Annotated in this window: 16 protein-coding genes and 1 tRNA gene; all 17 read right to left on the bottom strand. The window is 51.8% G+C overall.

All coding sequences use genetic code 11. From position 1 onward, the window contains the following. Positions 1–1,164 carry a chorismate synthase gene (aroC, locus tag PEH01S_RS11890; protein ID WP_025846354.1) on the bottom strand — a complete coding sequence of 388 codons (1,164 nt, stop codon included), beginning with the start codon at positions 1,162–1,164 and terminating at the stop codon, positions 1–3. A 203-nt stretch (positions 1,165–1,367) separates the two neighbouring features. After that, positions 1,368–1,532, bottom strand: coding sequence for a hypothetical protein (locus PEH01S_RS34560; RefSeq protein ID WP_164827793.1), 165 nt, complete (start codon positions 1,530–1,532; stop codon positions 1,368–1,370). An 84-nt stretch (positions 1,533–1,616) separates the two neighbouring features. Next, positions 1,617–2,396, bottom strand: a complete 780-nt coding sequence (locus tag PEH01S_RS11895) for a CheR family methyltransferase (RefSeq protein ID WP_025846356.1) — start codon at positions 2,394–2,396, stop codon at positions 1,617–1,619. Positions 2,397–2,414: 18 nt separating this feature from the next. Then, positions 2,415–2,858: a nucleoside-diphosphate kinase gene (gene ndk, locus PEH01S_RS11900; protein WP_025846357.1), complete on the bottom strand. Its 444-nt coding sequence runs from the start codon at positions 2,856–2,858 to the stop codon at positions 2,415–2,417. A gap of 236 nt (positions 2,859–3,094) precedes the next feature. Continuing rightward, the gene (locus tag PEH01S_RS11905) at positions 3,095–4,069 is read right to left on the bottom strand and encodes a polyprenyl synthetase family protein (protein ID WP_127485623.1); all 975 of its coding nucleotides are present in this window, start codon (positions 4,067–4,069) and stop codon (positions 3,095–3,097) included. After that, complete coding sequence (locus tag PEH01S_RS11910) at positions 4,066–4,929, bottom strand: menaquinone biosynthetic enzyme MqnA/MqnD family protein (RefSeq protein ID WP_127485625.1); 864 nt, start codon at positions 4,927–4,929, stop codon at positions 4,066–4,068. The genes PEH01S_RS11905 and PEH01S_RS11910 overlap by 4 nt, the downstream gene beginning before the upstream one ends. Next, positions 4,922–5,527, bottom strand: a complete 606-nt coding sequence (locus PEH01S_RS11915) for a UbiX family flavin prenyltransferase (RefSeq protein WP_025846363.1) — start codon at positions 5,525–5,527, stop codon at positions 4,922–4,924. Before PEH01S_RS11915 ends, PEH01S_RS11910 begins: the two co-directional genes overlap by 8 nt. Beyond that, complete coding sequence (locus tag PEH01S_RS11920; protein ID WP_025846364.1) at positions 5,524–6,399, bottom strand: UbiA-like polyprenyltransferase; 876 nt, start codon at positions 6,397–6,399, stop codon at positions 5,524–5,526. Before PEH01S_RS11920 ends, PEH01S_RS11915 begins: the two co-directional genes overlap by 4 nt. Positions 6,400–6,403: 4 nt before the next feature. After that, positions 6,404–7,144, bottom strand: a complete 741-nt coding sequence (locus PEH01S_RS11925) for a demethylmenaquinone methyltransferase (RefSeq protein ID WP_025846366.1) — start codon at positions 7,142–7,144, stop codon at positions 6,404–6,406. 10 nt (positions 7,145–7,154) lie between these two features. After that, on the bottom strand, positions 7,155–8,018 hold the full coding sequence (locus PEH01S_RS11930; RefSeq protein WP_025846368.1) for a heptaprenyl diphosphate synthase component 1: 864 nt from the start codon (positions 8,016–8,018) through the stop codon (positions 7,155–7,157). A gap of 88 nt (positions 8,019–8,106) precedes the next feature. Further along, positions 8,107–8,628 (bottom strand): hypothetical protein, encoded by a 522-nt coding sequence (locus PEH01S_RS11935; RefSeq protein ID WP_127485627.1) that lies wholly within the window; start codon positions 8,626–8,628, stop codon positions 8,107–8,109. A gap of 107 nt (positions 8,629–8,735) precedes the next feature. Beyond that, positions 8,736–8,957, bottom strand: a complete 222-nt coding sequence (gene mtrB, locus PEH01S_RS11940) for a trp RNA-binding attenuation protein MtrB (RefSeq protein WP_025846371.1) — start codon at positions 8,955–8,957, stop codon at positions 8,736–8,738. An 88-nt stretch (positions 8,958–9,045) separates the two neighbouring features. Beyond that, positions 9,046–9,972 (bottom strand): phosphatase PAP2 family protein, encoded by a 927-nt coding sequence (locus tag PEH01S_RS11945; RefSeq protein WP_084159443.1) that lies wholly within the window; start codon positions 9,970–9,972, stop codon positions 9,046–9,048. A 197-nt stretch (positions 9,973–10,169) separates the two neighbouring features. After that, the gene (hprK, locus tag PEH01S_RS11950; RefSeq protein WP_025846375.1) at positions 10,170–11,078 is read right to left on the bottom strand and encodes an HPr(Ser) kinase/phosphatase; all 909 of its coding nucleotides are present in this window, start codon (positions 11,076–11,078) and stop codon (positions 10,170–10,172) included. A 177-nt stretch (positions 11,079–11,255) separates the two neighbouring features. Then, a tRNA-Pro gene (locus tag PEH01S_RS11955) sits at positions 11,256–11,329 on the bottom strand. 78 nt (positions 11,330–11,407) lie between these two features. After that, positions 11,408–12,106: a spore protease YyaC gene (yyaC, locus tag PEH01S_RS11960; protein ID WP_164827795.1), complete on the bottom strand. Its 699-nt coding sequence runs from the start codon at positions 12,104–12,106 to the stop codon at positions 11,408–11,410. A 263-nt stretch (positions 12,107–12,369) separates the two neighbouring features. Then, positions 12,370–12,642, bottom strand: coding sequence for an HU family DNA-binding protein (locus tag PEH01S_RS11965; protein ID WP_010494971.1), 273 nt, complete (start codon positions 12,640–12,642; stop codon positions 12,370–12,372). Between the last annotated feature and the right edge of the window lie 97 nt (positions 12,643–12,739).

The raw sequence follows: 12,739 nt of genomic DNA on the forward strand, positions 1-12,739 counted from the left end.
TTAGTAAGATTTGATTTGCTCCAAGTAGCTGTCGTAATTTCTGCGGATTTCCTCAAGCGAGTCGCCGCCGAATTTTTCCATAAACGCTTTCGCCACTTCCCAAGCAATGACGTTCTCCATGATGACGCCGGCCGCCGGCACCGCGCAAGTATCGGAGCGCTCCACCTGCGCCGTGAACGCTTCCTTCGTGTCGATATCTACGCTTTGCAGCGCTTTATAGAGGGTCGAGATCGGCTTCATGACACCGCGTACGACGATCGGCTCGCCTGTGGTCATTCCGCCCTCGAATCCGCCTGCGCGGTTGGTCGCACGATAAAAGCCGCGCTCCTCGTCGTGCATGATTTCGTCGTGGACGGACGAGCCTCTGCGCTTGGCCGCTTCGAACCCGATGCCGAATTCCACGCCCTTGAACGCTTGAATCGACAGCACCGCCTGCGCAATGCGTCCGTCAAGCTTGCGGTCCCATTGCACATGGCTGCCGAGACCCGTAGGCACGCCTTCGATGATGCACTCCACGACCCCGCCAAGCGTATCCCCGTCTTCCTTGGCCGCATCGATGGCCGCAATCATTCTCGCTTCCGCGTCTTTATCCGTCACCCGGACCGGCGATTCCTCCGTGATGCGGATCAATTCGTCGATAGGCAGCTCCTGCCGCTGTACTTCCACTTCCCCGATGCGAATGACCTGGCCGGCCACCTTGATGCCGAACTCCTTCAGCAGCTCGCGGGCCATCCCGCCGACAGCTACGCGCATCGTCGTTTCCCGCGCGCTGGAGCGCTCAAGAATGTTGCGCAAATCGCGCTGGTTGTATTTCAAACCGCCGTTCAGATCGGCATGACCCGGACGCGGGCGGTTCACCCGGCGCTTCGACTCGTCATTGCCTTCGATCGGCTCGATGTTCATGATGGAAGTCCAATGCTTCCAATCGTTGTTCTCCACTACAAGCGCGATCGGAGCGCCGGTCGTTTTGCCATGACGAACGCCGCCGACAATGTTGACGGTATCCTTCTCAATCTGCATGCGGCGTCCCCGCCCGTAGCCTTTCTGCCGTCTGGCGAGCTGTTCGTTCACCGCTTCAAAATCGATCGTTACATTGCTTGGAAATCCCTCAATAATAGCTGTCAATTGTGGTCCGTGCGTTTCCCCTGCGGTTAAATATCTCACCTGATTTGTCTCCTTTCATCCTATCCCATGAAAAGCGTAAGCTTTATTTCTTTCAAAACGCTTTAGCGCTTTTATGTGCTGAGTCATGTGCTAATTATAGTATAGGCCCGCGGCTTTGACAAGAATATGCAGAACAAAAAGAAGCGCCGGCCAAAGGCATGTAGCCGATGACTGCGCTTCTTTCCGTTTCGGACGAAGGTACGTCAGCCTCCGGCCGGTTGTTTTTTTAACCCTTGAGGACGATCCTGAATCTGCGGATCATGAACTAACCCCATAATTTGCAGCGAATCGATCCCGAGAATTTGGGCGCATTCCTGCACCGAGATGAAGCCCCGACGGTAAGCGTTGATGACTTTACGTTTGTCCATGCGATTCCTCCTGCAGCTTTTCGGGCATCAAGGATCTGTCTACATTTTATTCATAGTATGGGATCGTATGGAAACGTTTATTCATTACACTTCCGTTTTACGGTAAAAAAACGTTTCGGCGGATTCCAGTCCATACTGGGCGGGACTGAAAATCTGCTCGGTGCTGCCAACGAACAAGATGCCCCCCGGCTTCAAGGCATTGGCAAATTTATGATACAATAAGTGCTTGGCTTCTTCCGTAAAATAGATCATCACATTGCGGCACACGATTAAATCAAATCCCGTATCGAACGTATCGACCAGCAGGTTTTGCTTTTGAAAACGGATCGACTTTTTAAGCGAATCCGCAATGTGGTAAGTCAAATTTTCCTGACGGTAATATTTCTGCAAATATTTGGCCGGCACGTCCCGCACCGAACGGTCCGAATAAACCGCCTTCTTTGCTTTTTCCAAAGCGCCTTCATCGATGTCGGTCGCCAGCACCACGCTGTCCTGCGCGTTCAATTCCGCCAAAATCATCGCCAGCGTATAAGGCTCTTCCCCTGTGGAGCATGCGGCGCTCCAGCATTTGACCTTGCGCGATTTGCGGAGCATGTCCGGCAAAAACTTTTGCTCCAGCACTTCCCAGCGGTTCGGATTGCGCCAAAACTCGGAGACGTTGATCGTCATCCGATCCAAAAACTCGTAAAACAGCTCTTTGTCCTTCGTCATCGCCTCAAAAAACGAAGCGAACGTCGAATACCCTTTTTTCATCCGCAGCGTAGTCAGACGGCGTTTCATCTGCGCTTCCTTATACTGGGACAAGTCGATGGACGTGTAGTCCTTGACTTTCTTGATGAATAACAGGAAATCTTTATCCTCCATGCCGCCATCCCCGCCTTATCAGATCCAAGTTTGTATCGCTTTGCTGTAATCGAGCACTTCTTCGGGACGGAAAAAGTTTGCAATTTCCCGTTCGGCGCTTTCCGGAGAATCGGAACCGTGAATCAAGTTCAAATTCGTATGGACCGCATAGTCGCCGCGAATCGTACCGGGCAGCGCTTCCAAAGAATTCGTCTTTCCGATCATGGTCCGGGACAGCGCAATCACCTGATCCCCCTGCCAAACCATCGCGAAGACGGGCCCCGAGGTGATGAACTTGATCAAGTTATCGAAAAACGGCTTGCCCACATGCTCCGCATAATGCCTTTCCGCTTGCTCGCGGCTGACCTGCACCAGCTTGGCCGCAACCAATTGCAGCCCTTTTTGTTCAAAGCGGCGCACGATCTCCCCGATGAGCCCTCTCTGCACCCCGTCAGGCTTGACCATCAAAAACGTTTTTTCCATGTTTTACTCCTCCTACCCTATAATAAAGTTTATTGGGAGTTTGGTTTTGCTTTGATGCTTTTTCAACAGGCGACAGGGTAAAGGTATTGCTGCGGAAAGTTTACGGCCGCCTTTGAAATCAAGTTGTTACCGCAAGGTATATTGAATACAACTTGAATTTCAAGAGCGGTGGAGCAGCAATATCTTTACAACCAAAGCCGCCGTTGCAAATACAGTGGAGGTGTAAAACCAATCTCCTAATAAGAACGGTTCCCCACAAAATGAGCAATACTGATCAAATCTTTTTTCGCCTGAATATCGGGCAAGCCCTCCAGGGAACGAATCGCCTTATCTATGTATGCCGACGCCATCGCTTCGGCGCGGGAGATTCCCTCGCTGCGCCGGATCATATTCAAAAACGGAGTGATGTCGGTTTGCCCGTCACAGGCCTCGATACGCGAGATTTCCTCCAAGAGAGCCGGACGATGCTGCGGATTCTGAAGCGCAAAGATGACGGGGATCGTTATATTCCCCTGCTTGATGTCGCTGCCAGGCGGCTTGCCGATCTCCTTCTCCGTTCCGCACAAGTCGAGAAGATCGTCCCGAATTTGGAACGCCATGCCGGTATAATACCCGAAATCGTACAGCCGCTTGGCCGTCCGCTCAGGAGCGCCTGCCGCAATCGCTCCCAATTGGCAGCTGATCGCAAGGAGCAGCGCGGTCTTGCGCTTAATGCGCAGCATGTAGTCGCGCACGGTCTGGCCCGTATGGAAAAAGAAGCGGATTTGTTCCATTTCTCCGATCGACATCTCGACCAGAGCATTGGACATGATCCGATGGATGGACGGGTCCGGCAGTTGGGTGACAATGCTGAGCGCTTTGGCAAAAATATAATCTCCAGCGTACATCGCTACCCGATTGTCCCATTTGGAGCGAACCGTCAATTGACCGCGCCGCGTGTTCGCATCGTCGATGACGTCGTCGTGCACCAGTGAAGCCATGTGAATCAGCTCCAAAGGCACGGCTACGAATTTGATCCGCTGCAGATCGTACTGGCCGAACTTGGCGCCAAGCAGCACGAATACCGGACGAATCCGCTTACCGCCTGCTTTCAGCAAGTGCAGGGAAGCTTCGCGAAGCACCGGATGATCGACATCGATGCTTCGCTCCAGCTCTTTCTCAATCAAATTGATATCTTTTTTTAATTTAGTATATAAATCCAACAGTTTCATTCCGTCACCCGTACTACAGAATTGTCTTTCCATATTTGCAGAGGAACGTTCCGCTCAAGAAAACCGAGCTCTGCGGCATACTGATAATATAACGAAAGCCCGGCCCACTGCTTCGGACCGAATTCGTAGCACAGTTCGGAGAAATAACGCTGCCAATAGGCCTCGGTCCCGCCAATCAGCTTTTGCGCGTCACGAACCAACGCCGCCGGATCGGCAAGCGACTTGTTCTTGCTCTCGAGAAAGGCCTCATAGATGCGGCTGATAAGCTCCGGGTACTGCTCCACGGTTTGCTTCCGAATGGTGCAGACGGCAAACGTCATCCACTGGCCGGTTAAGCGTGTCCATTCCGTCGCGAGATCGGTAACGAGATATCCGTTATTTTCCCAGCTTGCCCGAATCGCATGATCGCCAATCAACAGCGCGGCATCTGCGCTCTTCATCATCGGTTCAAGCTCCGGAGCCGCGTACTCGTACTTCGGCTGAAGCCCGTAAAACTTGGTTAAAATAATTTTCAGCAGATTGATGGAGGTGGCGGAAGTCGTCGGCAGCGCAATCTTGGCGTCCCCCAGCTCCTCCAGCGGCTTCCGGTGAAACAGAAGAATGGAATTAACCTGTCCGAAAGCGCTGACCGACATATCGGGAAATACTAAATACTCGTCAAAATGTTCTCCGTACGCAAATGACGAAATAGCTCCGATATCGATTCGTCCTTCGGCCATGGCACGATTCAATCCGGACGGCACCTGTTGAGTAACCTCCAGATCGCTGCCGAAGGAAGAGAATGGAAAGTAATAAAAGAGCGGCCATACATTGGTGAAGTCGATACGGCCGATGCGCACGGACGCCTGGTTGTTAGTCATTTGGCATACCCCATCTTTTATACAATTGATGTTCGATCTCCATGCAGTCCAATATTTTGCCGACCACAAAATCGATCATATCGTCTAAGGTCTGCGGACCTTGATAAAATGCCGGCATCGCCGGCAGAATACGAACCCCAAGCCTGGCCAGCTTCAGCATGTTTTCGAGATGAATCGCATGCAGCGGTGTTTCCCGCGGCACGACAATCAGCTTGCGCCCTTCTTTCAGCATCACGTCCGCGGTTCGCTCAAGCAGGTTGTCCGAGGCGCCGTTTGCGATGCCGGATAGGGTTCCCATCGAGCACGGCACGACCACCATGCCCTGCGTCCGGAAGGAGCCGCTGGCCGTCTTGGCCCCGATATCCTGCACAGGCACGTATTCGAGCTTCCCCGGCTGGTTGTCCGCCGCAAAGTGCAGACGAACGCTTTCCTGCCGCCTCGTGGCGTCCCAGCCGAGCTCTTCCTTAAGCACGCGCCAGCCCGCATCCGTTACAATCAGATGAACGTCTTCCCCTGCCGACAGCAAAAAGCGGCAAAGCCGCACGCCGTACGCCGCGCCGCTCGCACCGGTAATGCCCACTACCCACGGTTTTTTCACCCGGTAAACACCACCAAGTCAATCAAGGTGAACACGAACAACGAGATGCTGAGCGTGCTGTTCATCGTAAAAAATGCCGTATTCAATTTGGTGAGGTCCGTCGGCTTTACAATCAGATGCTCATACATCAGCAGAGCGTAGGAGACAAGCACCCCGATCAGGTAGACCCAGCTCAAATCCGTTAAAAAAAACAGGCTGATCAAACCTGCCGCAGTGACGATATGAAACCAGCGAGCGATAAGCAGCGCTTTGGGAATCCCGAACCGGGCCGGAATCGAATGCAGCCCTTCTTCCCTGTCAAATTCGACGTCCTGCGTCGCATAGATGGTATCGAAGCCGGCCAGCCAAAAGACGATGGCGACATAAAATACGAGCGCCGCCAGTGAAAACTCACCGGTCACGGCAATCCAGCCACCCAGCGGCGCGAGCGCGACCGTCATCCCCAGAATCAAGTGGCATGCCCACGTGAAACGTTTCGTGTAAGAATAGAACACCAGAAAAAATACGGCGACCGGCAGCAGCTTTACCGCCAGCGGGCTTAAATGATAGGCCGCCCAGAACAAACATACGAACGAAATAATAATAAAAATGATGGCTTCTTTCGAAGAAATCAAGCCGGCCGGTATCGCCCGCATCGCCGTGCGCGGATTTTTGGCATCGAACACTTTGTCGATTACCCGATTCAGCCCCATGGCTGCGCTCCGCGCCCCGATCATCGCCAGCAGGATCCAGCCGATCTGCCCCCATGACGGCAGATGGTTAAAGGTCACGACCGAACCGAGAAGCGCTCCCATGAAAGCAAACGGAAGCGCGAAGAGCGTATGCTCGATTTTGATCATTTCCAAAAAGATTTTGGTCTTTCTCCATACCATGTTGTCAGACATCTCCCTTAGATCCATTTGCCGCTTGCGGCTTAATGCCGATGTGAAGCGCCGCGATCCCGCCGGTCAGTGGATAAGCCTCGACGCGGGTCAAACCGGTCTTTCGGAAAATGTCGGCAAGCTCCTTATGGTCCGGAAAATTCTTAAGCGATTCCGGCAGCCATTTATACTGCTCGTACCGTTTAACGATCAGTTTGCCGAGCAGCGGCAGAACCTTTTGAAAATAAAAATAATAAATCGATTTGAACGGCTGCCAGGTCGGCTTGGACAGTTCAAGCGAGACGACCATGCCCCCGGGCTTCACGACCCGCTGCATTTCCTCGATGACTTTGACCAAATCGGGCACATTGCGGAGCGCAAAGCCGATCGTCGCATAATCGAACGAATGATCCTCGAACGGGAGGGCCATGGCGTTGCCTTGCACAAGCTCGATCTGTTTGTCCATTCCGAGCCGCTTGATTTTTTCGCCGCCTACATCCAGCATGTTCTGGCTAAAGTCGAGGCCTACGATCTTGCCGGTGCCGCTCGCTTGAGCGAGACTGATCGTCCAATCGCCCGTGCCGCAGCACAGATCGATAGCCGTCGACCCCGGCTTCACGTTCATTTTCTTCATCGTAAAGCTTCTCCAGGCTTTATGCCGGCGGAAGCTCAAAATGTCGTTCATCAAATCGTACTTCGGCGCAATGCTTTCAAAGACGGAATGAACGAACTGTTCCTTGGTCGATTTCATTTCCATAAATGTCACCTCAAACTTCTTGAGTCGCCCGCGGGGCCGATAAGTACCGGCGGAACGGTTCGCCGATGGACAGGAGCTCTTTGCCTAATTTCTCCGGTTCCAGCGACTGCAGCTTGTCCTGCAGCTCCTTCAAGCAGGCGTCGAGCATCTGGTGCAGCTGCGAGGTTACCTTGTACTTCAGCCATAGCGAGCGCCATTTTGCCGCGTCCGGCTCTTCGCTTTGCAGCAGCTTCTTTTCTTCCCGCGTCGCCTGCTGCAGAACATGCCAAAAGCCCCAGCTATCCCGATACGGCTGAGACGACTCGGACCGGACGATTTCCTGATGCAGTACCTCGCAGCGGGTAAACAGGCGAAGCACCTCGGGCCAGACGACGTAAAAACGCTCTTCGAGCAGATTGGCGAAGGATAGAAACAATTGCGTCTTGACTTCTACCGACTGCCGAATGTATTCATCCGCCGTAAGCTTCAACTGCTTCATCTTGAGGTACAGGTTCATTTTGAGGCGGTTGGCTTCGCATATCGCTGCGGATAGGATTCCGATCAGATCGATCTGTCCGGAATGAGACAGCAGGTAATAAAAGCGGCTGCTGAAGTAGTCCCCCGCAAGCACCTTGAGCTGCCGGGAGCGGGCGGACTTCTGCTCCTTGGCGTCGTTGGTTACGCTGACCATATCATGCGTATCCAGACCGAGCTGTACAAGGGATGTCACTAGCGTATAAAGCTCGCTGTAGCCGGCTAATGTGCTGTGTTTATTTAAAAAAGCATACAGAAGCCGGGTGCGGAATTCGGGAAAGAGCGGCAGATCCGTATGCTTTTGAATCATGTCATGCTCCGTGTATTTCTTGGCCATCTCCGGAATCCGATAAGTGTTCATATGTAAGCCTCCGAACCGATAAGAAAAATCTCTTCACTCGCAATCTAAACTATTATAGCATAACCGAATTATTTTCGCATGTACCCGATCAGCTTTTCGGAGTAAAACGCTCCTGCCATTTCGAGGTATATGTCATTCGAAAGCGGGTATCCAGATAAAGCTGCAGCTCTTCCGGGTTTTTAGGACGAAGCCCCGCTTCGTTCGGAAGCCATCTCTCCCGCCTGGCGTCCACGGCAACCATGGGTTGGGGATTGCCCTCCCGGTCTCCGGAGGCATCCAGCACGCGGACCAACACTTGATTGATGTTCGTAGACGAAGCGAACATCATCGTCGGCACTTCGTACATATCGCTGAGCATATCGGCTTTGCCGCTCGTTTTTACGGCCAGCAGATCGATCGATACGACGGCATGATTAACCTCCACCCGGCGAATCCTTAGGTGAAGCTGCATTTTTGAGACGACGTCGACAATATTGTTTTCGGACACGGGATGCGCTTTAACGCTTCGAAACACGCTAAGGCTCTCATCCAGCTGTGACAAATAGGACAAAGCCGACGCTACCGCAATCGATAAAGCTGTAACAATGAACAAACGGGGAGCCCATTTCATCCCGAACCGCTTCCTCCTTTTGACGGGGTCCGAATGCTTGGCTGATGCCCTGTCTGTTACATTGTACAACGAAAAAAAGCAGGCTATGCCTGCCGCTACCCGAAAAATTATTCCTCCGTATCGATCAGGCCGAATTTGGTGACCACAACCGCTTTCCCACGGATTTTGATAGCTGATGTATGTTCGGTAAATTGAGCGATCATGACTTCGCCTTTATCCAACTTTTCCGTATGATGAAAACGGGTATCCTGCCCTCTCGTCAAACCGATGACCTGTACTCCGTTTTCCTTCGCTTTTACCACAAAATATTCACTCTGACTCGCGTCCATCCTGATTCCCCCCGGGGCTAATCTGTCCAATTACCTTTATCATGCAGAAAAATACTCGTGCTGTCAACTCAAGAGAAAAGCCGCCCTCTTAGGCGGCTACCGTTTTCTCTGTGGCGTAGGCTTGATCTTTTTTGTTGTAGAAGCCTTTGAAACGGCTCGGTACGAGCTTGGAAGCCAAATGGATGATCAAATCGGCAAGCTTGACGACACCGTAGGCAAACAGCATTCCCGCAATAACATCGAGCACCCAATGAATCTGCAGATACATCGTGGAGAAAATGATCGCGGAGCAATACGTAACCATCATATATTTGAAGATGCGGTCTTTCTCCCGAAGCGCCAGCAGCAGCATGGCGAACGAAATCGACGTATGCATGCTCGGAAAGCAGTTCATCACATTGACGAGCATTTCGTTTTCCGTGGCAAATTTGCGCCCGAGCAAGTCAGGCTGTCCCTTTACCCACCAGACCTCGCGAAGCAAAATCAAATTGTAGAACGGCAGGATCAGCGGAAACTGCATCAAATGTCCCGACAAGGCGTAGGACATCATTTTTTTTACGCTCTTGGTCCAATAGCTGCGGACAATGCAAATCCAGAGCGAAAGCACGAAGCCGTAGTTGTAGATCCAAACCATGATCTGGTCGAAGACCGGGTGGTTGATCGCCCGGGCCCATGCCGCATCGTTGAAGGGAATGCTATTCATCATATCATCCCATTTCCATGGGTGACGATTGTTTTCGAACATCCAATTGGCGATTTTCCACCATACTCCGCTGCCGGAGCCATAGAAGTAATAGAATACGCCAAGAAGTGGGATGCCTACCACAAAAAAACGTTTCCAATCGACGTCAATCTGATCTTTCCGAACGCCCATCAGGCATATTAAAAGCAAGACCCAGCATTCCAAACTCCAATTGCCGACCACGCCGATCCGCCAAACCAAAAAGATCGATGCCAGAATGCCGTACATCGTCCAATCGTTTCCGCTCGACCATCGTCTAAGTTTTTCTGACATTTTCGGTAACTCCCCCTAAATACTGTACCTAACCCGCTTGCTGTCAACCATTTCGTGATATGAGGTCAACTTAGTATAACAAAAAAACGAGGATTTTGCTTCATAATTTTTTTACATTTAAGAAAAGCTTCAGAATTAAAAAACACGGGATCATTGTCCCGTGTCGCTAATGCTTCCCACCGAATCGCAAGCCTCTTTCATCCCTCTTGCAAACGCTTCATAAAGTCCTCTGCCGCACTGTAGCCTTGCTGCCGGAGATACCAGTTGTTGGCCGCCGCTTCTACCAAGCCAGCCACGTCCCGCCCGGGTTGAAGCTGGATCTCGATGTGCGGAATCTTGATGTCCATGTAATCCGAAAACTTCGGTGTCAGCTCCAGTTCGTTATTAAGCGCGTTGTCCTGCCACTTTGTCAGCTCGATGTCGAGAACGATCCGCGTCTCGTCCTGAAACGCTTTGCGGCCGTACAGGCGGGAAACATTGATAAGTCCGATGCTGCGGAGAGCAAGAAATTCTTTTGTCTTCCCGTTATGCGTGCCGAGAAGCGTCTCGGGGCTGATCTTTTTAAGCACCACGATGTCGTCAGCCACCAGCCGGTGTCCCCGCCGAATAAGCGTATGCGCCGTCTCGCTCTTCCCCACCCCGGATTTGCCCCGAAGCAGGATGCCGATCCCGGAAACGTTGACGCAAACCCCATGGACGGCAATTTCCGGCGCCATCGATTTCGTCAGAAAAGTGTCCACGAGCTCGATGAATTTGGTCGTCGGCTGCGGCGTCCGCAATAACGGGATGCCCTCTTCCTCGCAATATTTCATCAAATATTTAAGCCCTTCCTGATTGCGGGTTACGACAAAGCACGGCGGATGATACTTCACGATGTTTCCGATCCTGTCATTGCGCTCCTCTTCGGTGAGCGTATGCAAATATGTGATTTCCTTACGGCCCAGCACCTGCAGGTGGGACTGCGAGAAAAAATCGAAATACCCGACAAATTCCAATCCCGGTCGGTGCACCCTTGTCTTCGAGATCGTTCGATGGAGCTGCGTTGCCCCGGCCAGTACTTCCATCGAAAATCGTTTTACCAAATCTTCTACTGTTACAGACTTCACCGTTTCATCCCCCTTCGCCTACTACTGCTATGCCAAACGGAATCTGCTAGATTACTTCTACACAAGAGAGCGTTTCCCTTTTCGATTTCCGCGATCTATGAATAATTCGGAAAAAACAAAAACCGCTTCCTCCGGCGGGCTTACCCGTCAAGAAAGCGATTCGATCGTAACGTGCTATCGGAGTAGCGGGATTCGAACCCACGGCCTCACCCACCCCAAGGGTGCGCGCTACCAGACTGCGCCATACCCCGACAATACTACGGTGCTGATGCCCGCAAATGCTTATCAGATACAGTGATTCGTTGATTTGCGAACCACAACGTAATCTCTCAGCGTAGGTCATTATAGCACATAGGCGCGCACCCCTGCAAGTCAATTCCGCGGACCCTTGCGAAATTTTTTCCAAACAAAATTTGTGTTCCTCCCTCGGGGGCCAAAGTTGTTTCCTCCCTGCACAGACGGTTGCGTTCCCTTTTCGAAGGCAGCACCTGCTTAAGCGGAAATACCTTTACAAGGGACGACGTAATCTCCTGCGCCATTTTCATGACGCCAGACAAACGCGTCGTGTGAAGAACGTCCATTTCCCGGCAGCCGCCAACGTTGACAACCCCAGTGACGCAATAATCGCCGACGTATGGAAGGTCGGTTCTTTTGACACCGCCCCCTGGCTTAATCGATCCCTTATAAACGGACATGCTTCCGACATCCGCCAGTTTCCCTAATGTAGCGTCGATTGCGATAATCTTCTTGCCGATGGGCAGCTGTGCCAGTTTTTCCGTCAGGTTGATCGCGTGCGCAGGTTCATCGATGGTTCCGACTACATTTTTGTATCCGAGCCTGGTTAAGTATGTGCCGACAAAAGGCCCCAGTGAATCGCCTGTGCAGCGATCCGTACCGATGCATAGGAATACAACGTCATTTACATTTAAACTGCCAGGTAACAACGAAAGCAGCGCGGTCGTAAGCTCTCCTTTCGTTTTAATCCCATTGAACTTGACGCCTTCAAGCGTGTTCTCATATGCCCCCATGAAGCGGACACCTCCGTTTTTTCTGCGTTGCGCCCCACTACTCGGGTTCAGTGGCTGCATTTAATTAGACGGAGCAACTGAAAATTTCTCACACTTTTCTAAAAAATAGCGCCATATAAAAACGCCTCCCATCCGTGGTTTTACGGAGAGACGGCGATGTATTCGCATGATTATTAAAAGAAAAAACGCCCGAATGACATTCGAGCGTTTTTTCAAGCCGGGGAACCGACTCCATTATGTAGAAAGCCTAAAGCCGCAAAAGCTTACTGGATTCCGTCTCTCAGCGCTTTGCCAGGTCTGAAGGCCGGGATTTTGCTGGAAGGAATTTCGATTTCTTCACCGGTTTGCGGGTTGCGGCCTTTGCGGGCGGAACGCTCACGAACTTCGAAGTTGCCGAATCCGACCAATTGTACCTTATCTCCGCTTTGAAGCGCTTCGGAAATAGCTTCGAATACGGCTTCAACCGCTTTGGTAGCGTCCTTTTTGGAAAGCTCCGTAGATTCCGCTACCTTATTGATCAAATCGGATTTATTCATGCGATTCACCTCCCCCCGAAACAAACGAATCCTGTTACTTACTTTGTTAACCGTTTCGCCGAAAAATATACATTCGGAACGATGCAAAGGTCAAGAA

The sequence above is a fragment of the Paenibacillus ehimensis NBRC 15659 genome (assembly GCF_004000785.1).
In the GTDB taxonomy this organism is placed as follows: domain Bacteria; phylum Bacillota; class Bacilli; order Paenibacillales; family NBRC-103111; genus Paenibacillus_G; species Paenibacillus_G ehimensis.